Raw genomic sequence first — 21216 nt, 5'->3', positions numbered from 1 at the left:
GAAAAAATTGGCTCCATGTTCCGGTTGTAGAAGGAGCATTAAACACAGAACCTAATTGAGTACCATTGATACCAAATTGGAGGGCAGCAGGATTTCCAGGGGCTAAAGTAGAAACCCAAGTGCTAAATGCATAGGTTGTATTGGGCGTAACATTAACCGTTTGACACCAAACATCTGTATTAGGAGTCCCGGAACCATTAACGGCCATGAACTGACCCGAACCTGTGGTATGATCTACCCCAACAAAATTAGGATGGTTATTGCTTGCGTCGTTTGTAATATCGTATCTTCCTTCAGGTTGAAGGTTATTATTATTGACATAACCACTAGTAAAGCCACTATTACCTGCAGAAAAATCTCCGTTAACGACCAAATTACCGGAGGGGGCAGTTACAGTTACTGTATAAGTTGTTGTGGTAGTTGGATTAGCTGTTGGATTAGAGCTACTAGGATTAGAAAGCCCATTTGTTGGACTCCAGGAATAGGCTAGCCCTCCTGTCGCAAACAATTGAGCTGTTCCACCCGGACAAATAGTTGTGTCGTTTCCGGCAGTCACATTGGGAGGAGTTGTAACAAAAACCGTAACAGTATCAGTATCAGTGCAACCATTTGAACTTCCGGTTACAACATAAGTGGTAGTTACAACAGGACAGGCATTCGGAGTTGCGGTATTAGCTCCGGTAAGTCCTGCTGCGGGACTCCAGGAATAGGTTGTAGCACCGGAAGCATTTAGGGTAACACAGCTACCGTTACAAACTGTTTGATCAAGTCCGGCTGATACAGTAATTGTTCCAATTGTTACGACCACGGTATCAGTTCCGGTACATCCGCTTCCGTCTGTACCAGTAACTACATAAGTTGTGGTAACACTAGGAGTAGCAACCGGATTTGCAATAGTTGAATTAGATAAACCTGTTGAAGGTGACCAGGAATACGAAGTTGCACCTGATGCAGAAAGATTTACTGAATTTCCAGGGCAAGCGGTTTGATTTTGTCCTGCCAATACGTTAATATTTCCGGTAATTGTTACAGGAATATTAAGTGTATCACTACAGTTTACAGATGTGGCAATCAAGGTAACATTATAAGTACCGGGAGTAGGGTAAGTATAAGAGGGGTTAGTTTGAGTTGACACATCAGCCGTGGTGGTTGGGTCTCCAAAATTCCAAGAATAAGAAGTTGCATTGGAGCTGGTATTGTTAAAAACCACTGTAGAAGAGCAAGTAGAATATCCAACTCCACCGGAAGCATTTGCTAAACCGAACCCAGCCACCGTTGGATTATTACAATTGGTAACCGTTAATTGGTATTCCCTTCTGGTGTAACCCAATAAAACACCGTTTCTATATTCCGCCACTTGCACCGCATAAACGAAAGTACCGATGGTATTCGGAGTACAGGTTAAAACACCCGTTTGAGCATCAATTGCAAGAGGGACACCACCAAACATATCGTTTTGCGAATATGGATTTTGCCAAGTGATATTCGTGTATGGAGGGGAGGAAGGAGTAGCAGGTTGAGGGTTACCGGCGGTTGCTCCTTCATAAGGTGTGGTTAATGAATAAACCAAGGAATCCCCATCGGCATCGGTAGCCGAATGGTTAAACGTAAATGGAGTACCTGCACAAATAAATAATGGAGGATAACTGGTAAAAACCGGATTATCGTTCGCATTTAAAGGTGCAACGCCGGGAATATAGGCAACATAGGTAGCACCTGTATTTCCAGGATCAAAAATATTGGTAACAACTGAATTCCTGCAACAACGTTGATAAACGACTTGATAACCTGTTCCATTAGGTGGCAAAGTTACCACAGTGCTATAGGTTGTAACTTCGGTACAAACGCTGGATGGTGGAGTTATACAAGGATTATTAATAGAGGCATTTACTGTATTAACAGCACCAAGGTTGATATCGATGGTATTTACTAAATTACCATTCAAATCAAAGATTCCTATGGCTGCAGGGTCATCGAAATCGGTAGTACTGTTACAATCCCTAAACATTGTAATATCAATTTGATATTGATTACTACCCAGGTAAGTATAATTAATTTCACCTCCAACGATGTGAGATGCTAAGCTATTCAGGCTTAGTAGAAGGGAGAAAAGAAAAATCGTGCGTTGTAAGACTTTTTTCAAGGTCATTTGCTTTGGATTCGGGTGTGAAAATAACGAGTTTTTTAACACGTAATGAACAATCAAAAATCTTTATTGTCAATAAGTTGCCTATCCATCCAAGTTTCTTGCTTTTTCAGATTTCCTTTATCATCCCAATATTGCCAAGTTCCATCCTTCACATTACCTAAATAATTACCGATTGACTTGGTTTGCCCATTATCAAACCATTCAATCCATTTGCCGTATTTAAAACCGTTACGAAGTTCACCTTTTTCAAATTCTCTTCCATTATCGAACCAATAGGTCCATTTCCCATTAGGAACATCATTGATATAATAGCCCTGGGATTTTAGTTTTCCATTTTCATAGTACTCAATCCACAACCCTGATTTTTTGCCTTCCTTATAATCTCCTTCTGCCATTTTATTGCCATTTTCATGATAATAAACCCAATGCCCATCCATCAAATCGCCTTTCTTATCACCACTACTCTTCATATGACCCGTATTGTACCAGGAAGAGAAATGACCAAAAGGTTTTCCATCCAAAAAATTGCCTTCTTCCACTTTTTGACCATTCATATCATACTCAGCGGCATATCCATCAGGCATATCCATCTTATAACTCTGCTCCGTCCATAATTTCCCATTCTCATACCATTCCATCCATCTGCCATTGCGTTTACCTTCCGAATAATTACCTTCCTTCTCCTTTTGACCATTTTCATAGTAATAAGTCCATAAGCCTTCTTCTTTACCACCTTGCATGGTGCCGGTAGATTTTATTTTTCCGTTAGGCCAACGTTCTTTGACCTTTTCTTGGGAAAAAGAGTTTGAGTAAGTAAATAAATTAAATAGAAGAATCGTAGTAAGTAGGATTTGGTTTTTCATTGGAATTCCCTTTTTATATATTTCTACAAAAAATGTTTCAAAAATTATTCCAAGTCTGGTATTTGCCTAATCAAGACATGCCAAAAAAGAAAATCAAAACTGCAAACAAAAAATTAACTTTAGGTTTAGAAGGGTATATGACCTAAACATATCCACTTCGATCCAGGAAGGATTCATTGTTACGCCAATCCTTATCAACTTTAACGATTAATTCCAAAAAAACCTTTTTTTGAACAAATTCTTCAATATCCTTTCTTGATTCTATACCTAATTGCTTGATTTTCGAACCTTTGTGACCCAAAATAATGGCCTTCTGACTCTCCCGTTCAGTAAAAATTGTAGCAGATATCTTAACAATTTCCGGTTCGTCCTTGAAATAGTTTATTTGAATTTCTGCTGAATACGGAATTTCCTTGGCGTACAAACTCAACATTTTTCCTCGAATAATTTCAGACACAAAAAAACGCTCTGTTTTGTCTGTCAATTGGTCTTTGGGGTAATAAGCCGGCGATTCAGGCAGGAGTTGCAGAATTTTTGATAAGAGCAAATCGATATTATACTCATGCAAAGCAGAAATAAAAATCATTTCTTTACCAGGCAAAAGTTCTTCCCATCTTTGTTTTATCAGAGGAATATTTTCTTGTTTAGAAATATCAACCTTATTCAGGACCACCAAAACCGGTTCAGAAACTTTGGCCAACTTTTCTACTAAATTCAAATCGGGTCTGGGGTCTTCAGCATCGTGTAAAAGCAATAATACATCAGCGTCCTTAAATGATTGATTGACGTAATCCATCATACGTTCGTGCAATTTGTACTTGGGATCTACTGTTCCTGGGGTATCTGAAAAAATGATTTGATAATTTTCGTCGTTCAAAATACCAAGAATCCGATGACGGGTAGTTTGAACTTTTGCATTAATCACGGATAATTTCTCGCCAAGCAAGGCATTCATCAAGGTGGATTTACCGGCATTGGGTTTGCCAACTATATTTACATAACCTGATTTGTGCATTCTATGAAGGTGTTATGAATGTTGTAAAAATAAAAAAGCGCAAAACATTTCGATTTGCGCTTCTAGTAGCGGGGGCAGGACTCGAACCTACGGCCTTCGGGTTATGAGCCCGACGAGCTACCAACTGCTCCACCCCGCAATAATTTGGACTGCAAAGGTAACATGAAAACGTTTGCAAATGCGACAAATGAACAATTTTCATCAATTTTATTCATAAAAAAACTTAAGAGGCTGAAAACGAACCTGCTATTAATAAAAATAACACTTCCATTCTTCAAAGAATTAAGATAATTAGTTGATTCACGAATAGATTTGATTTTTTTATTCAATTATTCATGAAAAACATTTACTTAGCCAAAAATTTCAATATAATGAGAAAAGTAGGTTTATCCATTTTTTCAATCCTTGTTTTTTCAATTGGATCCTTTGCCCAAAACAACGTAGGTATTGGCACAACAACACCTGACCCCTCTGCTGTGCTAGATGTTTCATCAAGCACAAAAGGAATGTTAGTTCCTCGATTAAATGCATTGCAACGTTTAGGTTTATCCAATCCATACCATAGCTTGTTGGTTTTTGACACCGATTCCAGTTGTTTCTTTTATAATCGTGGCACCGGTGCTTCTCCAATTTGGGTAAGTATTTGTGGCGATATTAATGGAGCTGTTGGTGCTACTGGACCTACAGGCCCAACAGGAGCCGCAGGTTCTCCCGGAGTAGCCGGTGCAAATGGTGCAACCGGAGCTGCAGGAGCGGTTGGTGCTACTGGTGCTGCAGGTGCTCAAGGGCCTACCGGAGCTGTTGGCGCAACCGGAGCAACCGGTCCAACCGGCCCCGGAACCATTTGTGGAACGGCTACAACCAATTTTGTCACCAAATTCACTAGCCCAACCGATATGTGTAATTCCATTCTTTTTGATGATGGAACTAATGTCGGAGTATCTACAACCACTCCAATTGCTAAACTTCATGTTTCTTTCGGCGATCTTGTTGTGGGCGAAAGCATACCTCCCGGACCAAGCACATTCCCTCAATTAGGACGTTCACTCATTTTTGATGGAGGCGGAACAGGACCCACTTTTGGTAGCAACAATTCCGACCTCATGTGGATGGCCAGGTATAATGCAGCAGATGATCAAAGTGAATTGAGAATTAATTTCGGAGACAATTACGGAGTTTCTCCTGCCACTACCGGTGACCGATTTGTTGTTGGTGCTACAGATTTAGGACTTAATGCTTTCGTTCCAATATTTACCTGCAACTCTGACGCCCGTGTTGGTATTGGAACTCAAGCCCCTGACCAATTGTTTTCTGTAAATGGAGATGCTTCCAAACTTGGAGGTGGTAGCTGGCAAACCTTTTCAGACAGACGTTTAAAAAAGGATATTAAACCTTTTTCAGATGGATTATCTACCCTTTTGCAAATTAATCCTGTAAGCTTTAAGTACAATGGTCTTGGCGGATATCAAGCCAATGGAAAAGATTATATTGGTGTAATAGCACAAGAAATTAAACCTGTTGCCCCTTACATGGTAGAAACCGTTACTAAAAAACTAAATGAATCAGATACCAAACCAGAGGATCTATTGATGTATGACAGCTCTGCTTTGGTTTATATCTTGGTAAACGCCGTTAAAGAACAACAAAAACAAATAGAGAGTCTCCAATCCCAACTAAAAACACAATCAGATTTGGGAAAAACACTTGAGCTGTTAAAAGCAGAAGTAGAACTTTTGAAAAATGCTAAATCAGAGGCATCGGTAAAATAGTTCATACCAAACTCATTTTAAAAATCCTCCAAAAAATCTTTGGGGGATTTTTTTTAGTTTCAAACCGATCCTGTTTAAAAGTTCCGATAAATCTAAATTTTAAGGTAAAGGGCTAAGCTACTTTTACCTTGATTATATAGCATGAAAAAAATCGGCCTTCTTATTCTTGGATTTGCTCCAATCTATTTTACCTCTTGTGTTTCTACACGTCAATTCAAAGAAACCGAAGCTAAACAAAAAGCGTGTGAAGAAGAATTAGCTTCCACCAAAAAAAACCTGGATAGCATAGGAATTTTAGCCAATGAACGCCAGGCAACAATTGACCGTAACAACAGGGATCTCGAACATTTAAAAACCGATACTGCCAACCAAGGCAGTCAACTTAGAGCTTTGGATGCCAAATACCAAGGATTGGATACAGAACATGAAATCTTAATGGAACGCTACAAAATGTTAGAAAGTGGCGCCATGGCTGATAAAAAGAAATTGGCCGAATTGTTTCAAAAGTCACAAGATGCCTTGGTTGGTCAAGAAGAAATGCTAAGGAAAATGACGGTTGAATTGGACAAACAAGAAGCTAATCTTAAGAAAGCTCAACTTGATCTGGAAGAAAGGGAAAAACGTACCAAAGAATTGGAATCCATCATTTTCAGAAAAGATTCGGCTGTTAAAGCATTAAAACAACGTATCACAGATGCCTTACTTGGCTTTAAAAACAACGGTTTAACAGTTGAACAACGCAATGGAAAGGTTTATGTTTCTGTTGAAGAAAAACTGCTTTTCCAAAGTGGTAGCTGGGCTGTAGATCCCAAAGGTCAGGACGCATTGAAAAAACTTGCCAAAGTGCTTGAATCTCAAAGTGATATAAGCATTATGGTAGAAGGTCATACCGACAATGTACCGTATGTTGGCAGCAACCAGGTAAAAGACAATTGGGACTTAAGTGTGATGCGGGCAACGGCTATTACCAAAATCCTTTTAAACAATAGTAAATTAAAGCCTTCCCAGGTGTCTGCGGCAGGAAGAAGTGAATTTTCACCTATCGACAAAGCCAATACGGCCGAGGCCAAACAGAAAAATCGCCGCTCAGAAATCATCATCACCCCAAAAGTGGATGAGCTTTTGAAAATTTTGGATACCAATTAATAGAATGTAGTTTTCTTTGGAAATTATTTGGCGGGCCCCCTCCGCCAACCAAACCCTTGTGCAGATTTTGGCTAAAATGCAATGGCGTTCGGGTCACGCTATCGGCTGTAGTCCTCGTCGCACTTGGCTGGCGCCGCGTGCTCCTGTGGGCTACTTGCCTCTATCGTTGCCCGAGGGTGCAAACTCCATAGCTCGTATTTCACTCCAGGCATTTCCTTATACCTAACTTTTAAAAATTAGAAACAACCTTTACCACCGAACAATTAATTCGGTTGATATTTGCAGGCTGCTTGGGGTTCGGTTCGGGTAGGGATAGAAGTGGAAAGCCCACAGACGGCCGCGGCGGTAGCCAAGGTCGGCGAGGACTTGAAACGGATAGCCCGGGCCTGAGCCGGGTAAAAGCTTTTAAAAAGTGTAAAATTTGAGCGAAGGCACCCGCATAATGAAACTAAAAATCAAGTTCAACTTCGATGGGACAATGATCAGAATGTTTGGCATCCGCATGAATAGCTGCACTTTTTAATAGCGGTTTTAAATTTTCGGTAAGCAGATGGTAGTCAATTCGCCAGCCTAGATTTCTTGCTCTGGCATTCATTCGAAAGCTCCACCAGGTATATTGATGAGGCTGAGGATTCAAATGTCTGAATGAATCCACAAATCCATTGGTAATAAACTGGTCTAGCCAGGCGCGCTCCTCCGGAAGAAAACCGGAAGACTTGGCATTTCCGACCGGGTTATGAATATCGATGGGTTTATGGCAAATATTGTAATCTCCGCTAATAATCAATTTGGGTCTTTCTTTCCGAAGGTTATCAATATACTGTTGAAAATCTTTCATCCATTGAAACTTAAAGTTTTGACGTTCTTCGCCGCTACTGCCACTGGGATGATAAACACTTACAACAGAAACATCGCCATAATCGGCACGGATAAAACGGCCTTCCTGATCATAAATAGGCATGCCCATTCCAATTTGGACATGATCGGGTTGAATTTTAGTTAGAATTCCAACACCGCTATAACCTTTTTTTGCGGCAGAAAACCAGTAGGATTTATATCCAAGGGCTTCCAATTCCAAAACCGGAATATCTTGTTGCCAGGCTTTAGTTTCCTGAAAGCAGACAATATCTGCATTTTGTTCAGAAAGCCATTGAATTAGACCTTTAGAAATGGCGGAACGAATTCCGTTTAGGTTATAGGATATTATTTTCATAGCAGCGAAATGGCTGCCAAATTAGAAGAAAATAGGCAAAGGCTAAAAACCCTTGTAATCTTTAACAGTAAGATCGGGATTTGGATGCACTGAAAGCAGAGGAACCGGACAATTATGAACCATGTATTGGGCATAACCACCAAGAATCATTTTTGAAATATCTTCATCGGTATCTGTCATTATTGCCACCATGTCGGCCTTGTAATTATTTACAAATTCGATGGTAAGTTTAGCGACATTGGCACCTGAGGTATATTCTGCATGAGAGCGAACATGGTGTTTATGAATTACATCTTGGCTTTGGTGGACATACTTTCTTACTTTAAACTCTTCTTCCTTATCGTTATTGGGATAGGTACCCAACACCACAATTTCTGAATGAAATAATTTTGCCAAATCAATGGCATTAGGAATCTTATGTCGTGATGCCCAGGTATTGTCAATTGGCAGAACTATTTTTTCTACTTCGCGCTTCTTATAATCACCGCGAAGGGTTAAAACCGGACATTTGCTTTGGCTCACAACTTTAAAGGCATTGCTACCCATCCAGTTCTCCATTAAACCAGAAACTCCGTGAGAACCCATGACGATTATCCACGATTTTTGCTCTTCAGACAATTTAATTATTTCATCCGCTACTATACCTTTTCTAACTTCCCAGCTTAGTCTACCTTTAAGAGAAGGCTGATATTTATCTTGAAAGTTTTCGAAATCACCTTTGCTAGCAACAGATTCTACACCTTTAAAAAAATCGAAGCGACTAGTTTTTACGACATAAACCATGACAATATCGGAACCTGCCTTATTAGCCAGATCGATTGCATATTCCAAGGCATTAATGGAGTCGTCAGAAAAGTCAACTGGCACAACAATTACATTATTCATGATTTTTACGATTTAAATTAGACAAATGACGTTTTATTTAAGGCGAAAGAGGTATTTACAGAAAATTTCTGCGTAAACATAAAAATTAAATTTTATAACTCCAAGACATTTTCGAGCAAAAGGATGATAATTTTTCATTTTTAACCACTATGAATACTATTAATTTACCCACCTTTGCAATGGTAAAATCCCCATAGTAACGCAAATGTTCCAGATCTATTTTAAAAGAATTTCCATACTGTTATTGGTATCCTTTTCCATAGGTGCATGTCGCAGTTACCAAACTACTCCCGGCGTTTCATTTAGCAAAATCCAGACCGGTCCGGGAACCGAAGATTTGGATTTATTCTCTGAAAATGGGAAAAGCTATTTGGTTGTATCGTGTGCTGAGCGGAGAGAGGTAAAAAAAGAATCGACTTTTTACCTTATTGATACAGAAACAGACCAATCTAGAAAAATGGAGATTAGCGGTTTACCGGACACCATTCATTTAGATTTGCATGGCATTTCAGTTGAAAAAATAAATGGTCAGAACTATTTATATGCTATTGACCATAAAGAAGGATCGGATTGGCATCAAATTTTACAGTTTTCAATTAAGGACCTTCAATTGAATTTTGAACATTGTTACACTTCTCCTGATTTTCTGATTAATCCCAATGATTTGGATATTGATGGAAATGGCAATATGTATGTTTCCAATTTTTTAGGCAGGGGGAAAGTGATATGGCAATACCTTTTTAATACCAAAAGATCTACTGTGGTAAAGTATTCGGTTAATACCCAAAAATGGGAATTTGTTCTCGACCATATGGCCTATGCCAATGGCGTATTTGTCGACGATAGCGTTTTATACATAGCAACAACCCGTATGCATGGCTTATATGCCTATCCATTATCCATTCTGGGAAAAGGCCGAATTTTAAAAGGAAAAGAAGGAAAAAGAGTTTGTGACATTAAAGGTTTAGATAATTTGATTTTTCATGGAGGTTATTTATACACTACGGCACATCCCAGCAATATGAAATTTTTGGGGCATGTAAAAACTACCGAAAAAAAATCACCAAGTCAAATTTGGAAAGTGGAGTTAAAAACAGGTCAAAAAGATCTGGTATTTCAGGATGATGGTTACCAAATAAGTGCTGCATCAACTGCTTTACCTTATAAAAACAAGGTTTATATTGGACAAATATTTGACCCATTTGTAGGAGTCATTAGAGTGAAGTAATCAGGAATGGCGTCAAGGATTAGCAAAGTATACCTGATTGCAGGAGAAGCGAGTGGTGATTTACATGGTTCTAATTTAATTAGAGCTATGAAAGGAATCAGGAGTGACCTAAACTTTCGATGCTGGGGAGGGGATGAATGTGAAAAAGCCGGGGCCCAGGTTGTTAAACATATTAAAGACCTGGCTTTTATGGGTTTTGTTGAAGTTATTGCTAATTTAAGGACTATTTTAAGCAATATCCGTTATTGCAAACAGGATATAGTCCAATACAATCCTGATGTAATCATCCTTATCGATTATCCCGGCTTTAACTTAAAAATTGCGGAATGGGCGAAATTAAAAGGATTCAGGGTAGTGTATTACATTTCACCACAAATTTGGGCATGGAAAGAAAGTAGGGTCAATAAGATTAAGAGGGTTGTGGACCAAATGCTTGTGATTTTACCTTTTGAAAGAGATTTTTATGCCAAACATGGTATGTCTGTTTGTTTTGTTGGCCATCCCCTGTTAGATATAGTTGAATCCTATGTACCGAAACAAAAAATTGAAAAAGAAATAGGTCGTCCGATTATTGCATTATTACCAGGTAGCAGAGCCATGGAGATAAAACAGGTTTGGCCAATACTTTTGGAGGTTGTTAGGAGAAATCCGCAGTATACCTTTATTTTAGGGATGGCCCCTACCCTATCAGCGGAAAACTTTGTAGGATTGAATCAATATCCCAATTTGAGTTACCTTAAAGGTCGGACCTATGACATCTTAAATAAAGCAGATGCAGCCTTAGTTACCTCCGGAACTGCCACCTTAGAAACGGCATTGTTTGGAGTTCCGGAAGTAGTTTGTTACAAAGGAAATCCAATAAGTTATTTTATTGCTAAACACTTAATCAAGGTAAAATACATTTCGCTGGTAAACTTAATTTTGGATAGGATGCTCGTTAAAGAGCTCATACAATATGAATTAACTGTTGAACAATTGGAACAGGAATTAAAATATTTACTTCAACCAAAATCAAAAGAAGAAATTCAAAACGGATACCATGAATTAAGGACCAAACTTGGAGAAAAAGGCGCTTCTAGGCGAGCAGCATTGGAAATTCTAAATTAATGTTTTTTCGACTACCCCCCTCCTTTTTTGGGGTATTGTTGAAATTTTTTATACTTTTTTCCTACCTACCCCCCATTTTTTTGAATACCTTTGCAAAAAAATTTAAAAAAATGGCAATTTTACGTTTTAAGGCATTAGAAGAATTACATACCCGTACCCCATTGGTAGTAGAAAATCCAGGCAAGGTTTCTACCTTTTACAGTGAGAATGTATTTCACCGTGACACCATGAAACAATACCTCCAAGAGGATGTATTTGAGAAAGTAATGGAAGCGGTTGAACTAGGTACTCAACTAGATAGAAAAGTGGCAGATGCAGTTGCAACAGGGATGAAAGCTTGGGCTTTAAGCAAAGGAGTATCTCATTACACCCATTGGTTTCAACCATTAACAGGAACTACGGCAGAAAAACACGATGGTTTTTTCCAACCTATTGATAATTGCAGAGCTATTGAAGCCTTTGAGGGAAAACAATTAATTCAGCAAGAGCCAGATGCATCCAGTTTCCCAAATGGTGGTATTCGCAACACCTTTGAGGCAAGAGGATATTCGGCCTGGGACCCTTCATCTCCAGCATTCATTATTAGTTCAACCTTATGTATTCCAACGATTTTTATTTCGTACACCGGTGAAAGTCTGGATTACAAAGCGCCTTTATTAAAAACACTATCCGCTTTGGATAAAGCGGCTACTGATGTTTGCCAATACTTTGATAAAAATGTAACCAAAGTTGTAGCAACTCTTGGTTGGGAACAAGAGTATTTTTTGGTAGATGAAGCATTGTATAATGCCAGACCTGATTTAGTATTAACCGGAAGAACAGTTTTTGGACACAGTCCGGCTAAAGGTCAGCAATTGGAAGATCATTATTTTGGATCAATTCCAGAGCGTGTAATGTCATTTATGCGTGATTTCGAAAATGAATCCTTGAAATTAGGAATTCCGGTTCGTACACGACATAATGAAGTTGCTCCTAATCAATTTGAATGTGCTCCTGTATTTGAGGAAGTGAACATTGCGGTTGATCATAACCAATTGCTAATGGATTTGATGGAAAAAATCGCACGCAAGCATAACTTCCGTGTTTTATTTCACGAAAAACCATTTGCAGGAGTTAACGGAAGCGGGAAGCATAACAACTGGAGCATGGGTACTAATACCGGAAAAAACCTACTTAGTCCGGGTAAAACACCGAAAACAAATTTACAATTTCTGACCTTTTTTGTAAACACCATCAAAGCTGTTTATGAAAATGATGATTTGTTAAGAGCAAGTATTGCTTCGGCAGGTAACGATCACCGATTGGGCGCCAATGAAGCTCCACCGGCGATTATATCTGTATTTCTTGGAAGCCAATTATCTGCTATTTTAGATGAATTGGTAAGTAAGGTTAAGAAAGGAAAATTATCTCCTGAGGAAAAGACCGATCTTAAATTAAACATTGGTAAAATTCCGGAAATTTTACTTGACAATACCGATCGCAATCGTACCTCACCTTTTGCCTTTACCGGAAACAAATTTGAATTTCGTGCAGTAGGTTCATCAGCCAATTGTGCTCAAGCAATGATAGCTATTAACAGCGCCATGACAAGTCAATTGATTGAGTTTAAAAAAGATGTTGATACTTTGATTTCCAAAGGAGAGAAAAAAGATGATGCCATTTTAAAAGTTTTAAAACAGTACATTGAGGTATCAACCAGAATACGTTTTGAAGGTAATGGTTACAGTGATGAGTGGGTGGCAGAGGCAGCAAAAAGAGGATTGAACAATATCAAAACTACACCTCAAGCATTGGATGCCTTGGTAAGTAAAAAAACTGTAAAACTTTGGACAAGCTTAGGTGTTTTCAATGAAAGAGAAATTCACGCCAGACATGATATTTACCTGGAAAGCTATACCAAAAAAATCCAAATTGAAGGACGTGTAATTGGCGATTTGGCATTAAACCATATTATCCCAACAGCTATTGAGTACCAAAACAAATTGATTGAAAATGTGAAAGGTTTGAAAGAGCTGTACGGTGCCGGATTTAAGAAATTGGCTGAAGTTCAATTGGCTACTATTGAGGACATTTCTTCTAGAATTGCTAAAATAAGCAATGATGTGGAAGCCATGACCGAAGAACGGAAGAAAGCAAATGCCATGAGTGATGTGAGAAAACAATCCATTGCATACTGCGACAAAGTAGTTCCCTATTTTGAGAAAATCCGATATGAAGTAGATAAATTGGAATTATTGGTTAGCGATGAGGCTTGGCCACTTCCAAAATATCGTGAAATGTTATTCCACAGATAGTCTATTAATCCCCTCTGGAAACAAGAAAGCCATCCAAGTTGGGTGGCTTTTCTTGTTTAACCCAAATTCTAAAAGAAGTAAAACTTCTTTTGAAATTTGGGTTTAATACAGGTTCACAATCATCAATTCGCACCAATTTTGTTGGAGTATTAGTCCAACTATTTTGAGAAGTAAAATGGTATGTCCGATGCAAAAGCCGTTTATACCAAATTGTACTAGGACTATTGCGGGTGTGCAATAGGTATTACAAACTTCACCCATTGTTTGATTTGTGAAAAGAAGATTGTAAAAATTATCTCATTTGGAATTAGGACAAACAAGGCTTAGGAATGAAGATCGGTTAGGAATAAGTGCAAAGATTGGGGCTTGCACCTCGGGCAACGATAGAGGCAAGTAGCCCACAGGCCCACTACGGCGTTAGCCTAGGGGGGCGAGGACTACAGCCGAAAGCGTGACCCGAAGCCAGGTTAGAGTACTATGGAGTTTAGATGTTTTTGGGATGGCGAAGGGGGCCCGCCAAAACTCAAGTATGAACGTACAAGCTAGCTGAAAAATCGGACAAAAAGCCTTCCGGGATTAAATTATTTATTTTTTTGAAAATTCCATCGTCCCCAAACGCCGAGAGGCAACTTAAGCCCAGATTTGGACTGCAAAAAGAGCTCACCGAATTCCGGATTTGCCTTAGCGGGCATTCTATTTTGGAAGAGATTCTCGAGTATAACAGAAGAAAAGCCAAGTGAATAGGTATTTAAGACGAGAAAATGCTCAGAGGGATCGAGGAGTTTACAAACGTCACCCACCATTTCATTGATATTTTCTTCCAGTTTCCAACTTTCACCATTGGGGCCATGTCCGTAAGCGGGAGGGTCAAGAATAATACCATTGTATAGGTTACCGCGACGAATTTCACGTTTCACAAATTTCATTGCGTCTTCGATCATCCATCGCACACCATCCAAGTTACTCAATTTCATGTTATCATTGGCCCAGGTAACAACCTGCTTAATGCTATCGCAATGCGTTACCTGAGCACCTGCAGAAGCCGCGGCTAAAGAAGCAGCGCCGGTGTAGGCAAACAAATTCAGAAATTTAGGTTTATCGGTTTTTTGGGCTTTTATGGATTGGTAGATATAATTCCAATTGCAAGCTTGTTCGGGAAACACACCCACATGTTTAAATCCTGTAAGTGCCAGGCGAAGTTTAATATGCTCGGTTTCAGAAAAGGGATAAGAAATATTCCAACGATCGGGCATTTCCTTGAAACGTTTCCAGACCCCAGTAGAACTTGACTTCGGAACAAATTCCACATGGGCTAATTTTTCCCATTCCTTACGATTCCATGCCGGGCTCCAAACTGCCTGGGGTTCGGGACGGATAGTGATATACTTACCAAAACGTTCTAGTTTTACGAAATCACCGACATCGAGCAATTCATAGTCAGGGAAATTTTGAGGAGAAATAAGTTGAATAGTCAAGCTTAGAAATTTGGATTTTCAATAACTTTTGGTGTTTTGAAATAGTCGCTGTCTTTTTGAGGAGCATTTTTTAGAGCTTCTTCATGAGAGATTGATTTAACGGCATGGTCCTCTCTTAAGACATTAACCTCATCGGAAAGGTAGATTAATGGTTCAACGCCGGTTGTATCGAGTTCATTTAATTTTTCGACGAAAGCCAACATACGATTCATATCAGAAACCATTTTTTCATTCTCATCACCGTTGAATTCCAGTCTTGCCAACTGTGCAAGATTATCAACCAATTTCGTATCTACTTTCATATTTACTTACTTTTTTTCAGGTCATTGAGGCGAATGGCATTGGGGTCAGCTGCAGGAACAGGTTCTGTTTTTTCTTCAGCATCCTTTGCCTTTTTGCTTTTTTTAGCCGGTTTATCCTTTTTTGCAGGCTTATCTTCTTTGTTAGCCGGAGTTGGGTTTGCTTTAGGAGGTTCGGGATTGGTTGGAGCCTTTGCTTCTTTTGCCGGTTTTACGGGTTCAGCAGGTTTGGTGACAGGGGCTTGTACAGGGGCTGGTTTTGAATCCGGGTTGGAAGCTTTTACAGGTTCGGATGGTTTTGCAGGAGGGTTTGCATTGTTTACCGGTTTAGGGGAATCTTCAGGTTTAGCAGGGGCTTTTTCCTTAATCTGATTCGGTTTAGAAACCTTTTCCGGTTTGGCCGGTTTATCTTTAGAAGAAGATTTTTCTTTTACAGAAGGAGTTTCCGGTTGAGCAGGTTTACTGTTGGAGGAAGACCCTGTAGAAGAAGGTTGTGTAGAATTGGCGGCCTTTTTATTTTTTTCTACCTCTTCCAACTTGGCATTTTCCGGTTGTTTTTTAGCTTTTTTCTTGGCTTTATCATCAAAGGTTTTCTTGCCTTTTTTTGCTGACTTACCTGATTTAGACTTTAGGTCTGACTTCCCTTGTGCTGCCGGTTCGGAATAAACTTCCTTTCTATTTTCCTTGTAGAAATTTACTTCTTCGTCGAGTAATTTTTCAGGATTAGGTTTTTTAGCTTTTTTAGCGGGTTTCTTGTTGGATTCGGCCGTTTGAGCGATGGTTAAGCTAACCAAGAAACAGAGAACCAATGTAAGAGCAAGTTTTTGCATTGATGGAAAATTGGGGTGGCAAAAATAGGTCTTTATCTGATAAAACCTTTAATTTACTTCTTTAATAAACGAAAAGCATGGGACCAACTATTTTGAAGAAATCCGGGGATACACCATAACATGCAAAGGCTTTCGATAGCCCTTGCTGATTCAACCATTCCCATATCTTGCACTTCCCAACCGAATTGATTGAGAAAAGTGGCAACGGTCGATTTAGCTTCTTCTGAATTTCCACAAATAAACATGGTAGGTTTTTCATTTCCAAAATTAGGATTTACCATAAAGGCGCTGCCAACCGAATTAAATACTTTTACGAAATGGGAATTTGGGAAACGCTGTTGGAATCTTTCCATTAGCGATTCATTGGGGCCGGTAAAAAACTGAAGCACGCCGTTAACAGGGGGCAATGCAGCAATTGGATTGGTGGCATCCATGATTAGTTTGTTATCCAGGGAGGGTTCAATGGATGAAAGAACCTCCATGGCTGCAGAACCTTTAACGGCAAGGACAATGGAATTTCCGAAAGAGGCAACTTCTTGAAAATTACCTATTTTTACTTCTGGAGCTAATTTGGCTTTTAATCCTTCCCATTTGGATGGGTTATTGGTTCCTAACATGACAGAGAAGCCTAATTTATTAAATCCGTTTGCGAGGGTAATTCCAACTGCGCCGGAACCGAGGATACCTATGTTTTTCATGGCATAAAATTAGTGTAAAGCAGAGTCATTAAACAGGATATAGCCAAAATGAAACATGATGGACCAAGGTTTAGGTTCTGTTTCATAGTAACTACCAGAAATTGAAAGCGGGCCAATAGGTGAGTTATACACCAGCGCGCCCATTCCCATTAATCGGGGATATTGAATTTTCTTATTGTATTCGGCGGTATTGTCATCTTTTCTCATGATTTCAGTAAAAGGCTGAAAGCTGTATGCTTCAATACGGAGATCGAGGTTTTTTCTGATTTCATAAATTACCTTCAAACCACCGGCTATATATCGGTTACTTCGAAATTTCTCTAAGAAAAAGGTACGGCTATCAGGAGTAGGTTTAAATGCAGAAGTAACAAATAAGGAGCTGGTATAATTAGAAAAGAAGTTTTGGGTGCTATAAAATCCTTCCAGCATTAACCCAAGTTTTACACTTCCGTATTTATTAAAATAATTATCGAAGGTTATTTTAGCCTGAATCCATTTCCGATCTACCCTTCTGGTAACACTATCAATACTTGTAGAACCGGGGGAGGTTCGTTCCAATCCATCTACATATCTCAGGCTTACATTGAGGTATCTTCCTTGGTTGGCGTATTGTTTACGGTTAAGGGTATTTCGTTCGTACAATATTTTGGAGGTAAATCCATAAAATTCGGTATTGTCAGGGGTATCTGTTGAGATAAACTTGGTAGTTTGGTAATAACGGTTGTTAAGAAACATATAAGCGACACTTGCTTTTACTTTACCTTCGTTGGATGCGGGCATACCAATAGCAAATTCAGCATCATAATCATATTGAATCAGGTAGGAGGGTTTTTTATCTTCAAAAAAGGTAGTATAGGTTTGATAGTAATCCCATTGGTTGATACAAACTCCACCTTCCAGGAAGAAAGGAACTTTAAAGGGATAATCCAACCTAAATTTAATTTGTCCGGAGTTGTAAAAACGGCCGAAATAGGTATTACCGGTTACATCCAACCCGAACCAGCCCAAATAACGGTATTGTAAGCCTATAAAAGCTTCATTAATACTTCTGCTACTGAAATTTCCACCAAATTGTGCTCTAAACTGGTTATTCCTTTTAATATCCAAGTTGAGTTTATACCTATGAGTTGTAGTATCAAAAATTGCCCTTGGATAAAGACCTTTTAATTTATTATCTCCGGCCAATCTGTAGAACTGTCTTCTTAATTGTTCTAATCCAAACTCCTTTTCCTTGTATGCTAATTGAATATTCCGTTTCACATAGTTTTGTTGGTATTTATTTAGTCCGTTGATTTCAATATTTTGGAAAACCAAGGGTGGACATTTATCAAGGAAGGCTTTACGTTTTGCCAATCGTTCTTCTTTGGTAATTCGGGAAGAAATTTTGGTTAATATTTCGGGCATTTGTTGGTTGGCATAAAAATAACCGGCTTCGATAATAGGAGCAACATTGTTAAAGTTAAGCACTCCTACTCCGAGGTCAGGAATACGAATCATAATATCACTTTCACAAGGCACACTGTAATCGGTAGCGGTCATCAATAAGGATTTAATTTGCCCAATAACATCGTCTTCACTTGGAGCTTTGATATTATTAGCGACCGTACAACCGATGATAATATCCGGATAAAAATCCCTAAGCATCACATCGGCAGGAAAGTTATTGTACAAACCACCATCAAAAAGCAACTTACCATTTTTCTTGATAGGTTTAAGGTAGAAGGGATAGGTCATACTTGCACGAACTGCCTCGCCCAATTGTCCATCTTTAAAAATCATTTGAGATTTAGAATCCACCTCTGCAGCCACACAACGAAAGGGGACGAACAAACTATCAAAGTTATAGCCTGCAGCAGCGCTTGCCGGGGCCAAGTTTTCCATCATAGTAAAATCTATGGGATAGGTGCTAATTAGGTTGGTAGGTAGAGATGCTCGGAAAATACTATCCTTATTAAATTCAATACTTATCCAGGAGGCGTTCTCCTCTTCTGATTTGAAATAATAGACATACTTATCGTCAATTACACCTTTTGTCATTTCCTTAAAAGACTCGGAGGTTGCCATTGCTTTCATTTGTTCAACGGTGTAACCTGCAGCATACATACTGCCAATAAGAGCACCTGCAGAAGTGCCTGTAATATAATCGATGGGAATATTATTCTCTTCAAGCGCTTGAATTAAGCCGATATGAGCCATTCCACTGCTTCCTCCACCACTTAACACCAAACCAACCTTTTGCGCAACAAGTTGATTTACAGACAATAACAAAACAAGAAATACAAAAATCCACCTACCCATAGTGGATGTTAAAATAGGCAGGAATCTGCATATACCATGCTGAAATAGTAAGAATTTTTTAAATTTTTCTAAATTAGTTTTCCCCTTCAACCAACTCAGCCAATTCAAGCCAACGAAGGGATTTAAGTTCCAATTCAGAAGACAATTGAGCAATTTGCTCACCAAGTTGTTGTATTTTTAAATAATCAGAAACAGAGGCTTGCAAATCCAATTCCAATTGCTTCTTTTTCTCTTCCAGTTCCGGTATTTCCTTTTCCAATTGTTGGAATTCAAACTTTTCTTTAAATCCAATTTTCTTTTTTGAGGTATTTGAGTTTGAGTTTTCCTTCAGATTAGATTCGGCCAATTTGTCTTTAGCATCTTGCTTTTCTTTTTGTTCAAGCATCATTCTAAAGTCGGTATAATTCCCATTGAAATCTTTAATGTTACCATGACCATCGAAGATAAACAGGTGGTCGACCAATTTATCCATAAAATAGCGGTCGTGGCTAACCATTAACAATACTCCTTGAAAGTTTTCCAAGAACTCCTCTAAAATATTGAGGGTAAGGATATCCAGGTCGTTGGTAGGCTCATCTAAAATTAAGACATTGGGATTCTTAATTAAGACGGTTAATAAATAGAGTCTTCTTTTTTCTCCTCCACTGAGTTTCGAAACGAAGGTATAATGTGTTTCCGGTTTAAAGCCGAAGTGTTTGAGGAATTGGGTAGGGTTTAATTTAGAGCCATCGGCCAAAACCAACACATCGGCAACATCTTTCACCACCTCAATCATTCGTTTATCTTCTTTCAATTCAAGGCCACCTTGGGAGTAATACCCTAGAACAATGGTTTCACCTACATTTATTTTTCCGGAATCAGGTTCTTCCTTTCCGGCAATCATATTTAGGAAAGTTGATTTACCAGTACCATTTTTCCCAACGATACCAATTCTATCACCTGCTTTGAAGGTGTAAGAAAAGCCTTTGGAAATTTCCAAATCCCCATAAGCCTTATTTAACTTTTTAATTTCAATGATACTTCCGCCTATTCGGCTCATTTTCACATTAAGCTCAAATGAATTTTCAGATCTTTTAGAAGTAGCCTTATCTTTAATACCTTCAAAAGCATCGACCCTTGATTTGGATTTAGTACCTCTTGCTTTAGGTTGTTTACGAATCCACTCCAACTCTCTAAAGTAGAGATTCCTGGCCTTTTCCAATTCACTGGCTTTGGATAGTTCGCGCTCTTGTTTTTTCTCCAGGAAGTAGGCATAATTTCCTTTGTGACGATATAAAACTTGGTCTTCCAGTTCCAATATTTCGGTACAAACGGCATCTAGGAAATATCGATCGTGGGTTACCACTAACAAACTCAAATTTCTGCCTTTAACATAACCTTCCAACCATTCAATCATTTGAATATCCAAGTGGTTGGTAGGTTCATCCAAAATAAGAAAATCGGGTTGATCGATTAAAACCTGTGCCAAGGCCAAACGCTTTCTTTGTCCACCGGAAAGTGTATCCACCGACTGATTCAACCTGGTAATTCCCAATTGAAAAAGGATTTGCTTTACGGTGAATTCCACTTCCCAAGCACCAAGCCTATCCACTTCTGCCATTGCTTCATCCAAGCCAATTTGGGTTTCCATGGCATGTTCATATTTGCGAACTGCCTGAATTATAGCGGCGTTGGAATGAAAAATAGCCTCTTCAACCGTAAAACCGGAGGGAAATTGAGGATCTTGATCCAGGTAACCTATGGTTAAGCCTCTGCGAAAAACGACATTACCGGCATCGGGTTCATCCTTTCCTGAAAGAATATTTAACAAGGTAGTTTTACCCGACCCGTTTCTGGCAACCAATGCCACTTTTTGTCCCTCATTCAGGCCAAAATTAATATCCTTAAAAAGGATTTTCTCTCCATAGGCTTTGGAGATTCCTTCGACCGAAAGTAGATTCATTTCAA

Annotated in this window: 16 protein-coding genes and 1 tRNA gene; 5 read left to right on the top strand and 12 right to left on the bottom strand. The window is 39.0% G+C overall.

Translation table 11 applies throughout. The annotated features are described in order from the left end of the window. The 4 genes from K1X82_05360 to K1X82_05345 all read right to left on the bottom strand — a co-directional run. A partial coding sequence (locus K1X82_05360; GenBank protein ID MBX7181518.1) for a PKD domain-containing protein occupies positions 1–2143 on the bottom strand: 2143 nt, incomplete at its 3' end. A 59-nt stretch (positions 2144–2202) separates the two neighbouring features. Beyond that, on the bottom strand, positions 2203–3012 hold the full coding sequence (locus K1X82_05355; protein MBX7181517.1) for a toxin-antitoxin system YwqK family antitoxin: 810 nt from the start codon (positions 3010–3012) through the stop codon (positions 2203–2205). Positions 3013–3154: 142 nt separating this feature from the next. Then, on the bottom strand, positions 3155–4027 hold the full coding sequence (era, locus tag K1X82_05350) for a GTPase Era (GenBank protein ID MBX7181516.1): 873 nt from the start codon (positions 4025–4027) through the stop codon (positions 3155–3157). 66 nt (positions 4028–4093) lie between these two features. Further along, positions 4094–4166: transfer RNA gene (locus tag K1X82_05345), tRNA-Met, on the bottom strand. A gap of 196 nt (positions 4167–4362) precedes the next feature. On the opposite strand from K1X82_05345, the gene K1X82_05340 reads away from it, so the two are divergent. Further along, complete coding sequence (locus K1X82_05340; protein MBX7181515.1) at positions 4363–5796, top strand: tail fiber domain-containing protein; 1434 nt, start codon at positions 4363–4365, stop codon at positions 5794–5796. A gap of 141 nt (positions 5797–5937) precedes the next feature. Next, entirely contained in the window at positions 5938–6942 is a 1005-nt protein-coding gene (locus K1X82_05335) for an OmpA family protein (protein ID MBX7181514.1), read from the top strand. 448 nt (positions 6943–7390) lie between these two features. Here the strand turns inward: K1X82_05335 and xth are convergent, their stop codons facing one another. After that, positions 7391–8155 carry an exodeoxyribonuclease III gene (gene xth, locus K1X82_05330; protein MBX7181513.1) on the bottom strand — a complete coding sequence of 255 codons (765 nt, stop codon included), beginning with the start codon at positions 8153–8155 and terminating at the stop codon, positions 7391–7393. Between the two features lie 42 nt (positions 8156–8197). Beyond that, entirely contained in the window at positions 8198–9040 is an 843-nt protein-coding gene (locus K1X82_05325) for a universal stress protein (GenBank protein MBX7181512.1), read from the bottom strand. A 205-nt stretch (positions 9041–9245) separates the two neighbouring features. Between K1X82_05325 and K1X82_05320 the strand changes: the two genes are divergently transcribed. The 3 genes from K1X82_05320 (at position 9246) to K1X82_05310 (ending at position 13669) form a co-directional block, all read left to right on the top strand. Then, on the top strand, positions 9246–10268 hold the full coding sequence (locus K1X82_05320; GenBank protein ID MBX7181511.1) for a hypothetical protein: 1023 nt from the start codon (positions 9246–9248) through the stop codon (positions 10266–10268). Positions 10269–10274: 6 nt separating this feature from the next. After that, a complete protein-coding gene (gene lpxB, locus K1X82_05315) occupies positions 10275–11375 on the top strand; it encodes a lipid-A-disaccharide synthase (GenBank protein MBX7181510.1) in 1101 nt (366 codons plus the stop codon). Between the two features lie 110 nt (positions 11376–11485). Then, complete coding sequence (locus K1X82_05310) at positions 11486–13669, top strand: glutamine synthetase III (GenBank protein ID MBX7181509.1); 2184 nt, start codon at positions 11486–11488, stop codon at positions 13667–13669. A gap of 581 nt (positions 13670–14250) precedes the next feature. Here the strand turns inward: K1X82_05310 and K1X82_05305 are convergent. The 6 genes from K1X82_05305 to K1X82_05280 form a co-directional block, all read right to left on the bottom strand. After that, positions 14251–15144, bottom strand: a complete 894-nt coding sequence (locus tag K1X82_05305) for a class I SAM-dependent methyltransferase (protein ID MBX7181508.1) — start codon at positions 15142–15144, stop codon at positions 14251–14253. Between the two features lie 2 nt (positions 15145–15146). Then, the gene (gatC, locus tag K1X82_05300; protein MBX7181507.1) at positions 15147–15446 is read right to left on the bottom strand and encodes an Asp-tRNA(Asn)/Glu-tRNA(Gln) amidotransferase subunit GatC; all 300 of its coding nucleotides are present in this window, start codon (positions 15444–15446) and stop codon (positions 15147–15149) included. A 2-nt stretch (positions 15447–15448) separates the two neighbouring features. After that, positions 15449–16273 carry a hypothetical protein gene (locus K1X82_05295; protein ID MBX7181506.1) on the bottom strand — a complete coding sequence of 275 codons (825 nt, stop codon included), beginning with the start codon at positions 16271–16273 and terminating at the stop codon, positions 15449–15451. 53 nt (positions 16274–16326) lie between these two features. Further along, the gene (locus K1X82_05290) at positions 16327–16971 is read right to left on the bottom strand and encodes an NAD(P)-binding domain-containing protein (GenBank protein MBX7181505.1); all 645 of its coding nucleotides are present in this window, start codon (positions 16969–16971) and stop codon (positions 16327–16329) included. 9 nt (positions 16972–16980) lie between these two features. Continuing rightward, positions 16981–19269 (bottom strand): patatin-like phospholipase family protein, encoded by a 2289-nt coding sequence (locus tag K1X82_05285; GenBank protein MBX7181504.1) that lies wholly within the window; start codon positions 19267–19269, stop codon positions 16981–16983. A gap of 73 nt (positions 19270–19342) precedes the next feature. After that, complete coding sequence (locus K1X82_05280; GenBank protein MBX7181503.1) at positions 19343–21211, bottom strand: ABC-F family ATP-binding cassette domain-containing protein; 1869 nt, start codon at positions 21209–21211, stop codon at positions 19343–19345. Between the last annotated feature and the right edge of the window lie 5 nt (positions 21212–21216).

It is taken from the genome of Bacteroidia bacterium, from assembly GCA_019695265.1.
GTDB lineage: Bacteria > Bacteroidota > Bacteroidia > JAIBAJ01 > JAIBAJ01 > JAIBAJ01.
The sequence above is the reverse complement of the archived record's forward strand: the minus strand, read 5'-3'. Positions and strand labels throughout refer to the sequence as shown.

What these genes read in the sequence shown, in the direction of transcription:
- K1X82_05280 (MBX7181503.1), bottom strand. Translation starts at nt 21,211, where the DNA reads ATGAATCTACTTTCGGTCGAAGGAATCTCCAAAGCCTATGGAGAGAAA.
- K1X82_05325 (MBX7181512.1), bottom strand. Translation starts at nt 9,040, where the DNA reads ATGAATAATGTAATTGTTGTGCCAGTTGACTTTTCTGACGACTCCATT.
- K1X82_05320 (MBX7181511.1), top strand. Translation starts at nt 9,246, where the DNA reads ATGTTCCAGATCTATTTTAAAAGAATTTCCATACTGTTATTGGTATCC.
- lpxB (MBX7181510.1), top strand. Translation starts at nt 10,275, where the DNA reads ATGGCGTCAAGGATTAGCAAAGTATACCTGATTGCAGGAGAAGCGAGT.
- gatC (MBX7181507.1), bottom strand. Translation starts at nt 15,446, where the DNA reads ATGAAAGTAGATACGAAATTGGTTGATAATCTTGCACAGTTGGCAAGA.
- K1X82_05290 (MBX7181505.1), bottom strand. Translation starts at nt 16,971, where the DNA reads ATGAAAAACATAGGTATCCTCGGTTCCGGCGCAGTTGGAATTACCCTC.
- K1X82_05295 (MBX7181506.1), bottom strand. Translation starts at nt 16,273, where the DNA reads ATGCAAAAACTTGCTCTTACATTGGTTCTCTGTTTCTTGGTTAGCTTA.
- K1X82_05285 (MBX7181504.1), bottom strand. Translation starts at nt 19,269, where the DNA reads ATGGGTAGGTGGATTTTTGTATTTCTTGTTTTGTTATTGTCTGTAAAT.
- K1X82_05355 (MBX7181517.1), bottom strand. Translation starts at nt 3,012, where the DNA reads ATGAAAAACCAAATCCTACTTACTACGATTCTTCTATTTAATTTATTT.
- K1X82_05310 (MBX7181509.1), top strand. Translation starts at nt 11,486, where the DNA reads ATGGCAATTTTACGTTTTAAGGCATTAGAAGAATTACATACCCGTACC.
- K1X82_05340 (MBX7181515.1), top strand. Translation starts at nt 4,363, where the DNA reads ATGAAAAACATTTACTTAGCCAAAAATTTCAATATAATGAGAAAAGTA.
- K1X82_05335 (MBX7181514.1), top strand. Translation starts at nt 5,938, where the DNA reads ATGAAAAAAATCGGCCTTCTTATTCTTGGATTTGCTCCAATCTATTTT.
- era (MBX7181516.1), bottom strand. Translation starts at nt 4,027, where the DNA reads ATGCACAAATCAGGTTATGTAAATATAGTTGGCAAACCCAATGCCGGT.
- xth (MBX7181513.1), bottom strand. Translation starts at nt 8,155, where the DNA reads ATGAAAATAATATCCTATAACCTAAACGGAATTCGTTCCGCCATTTCT.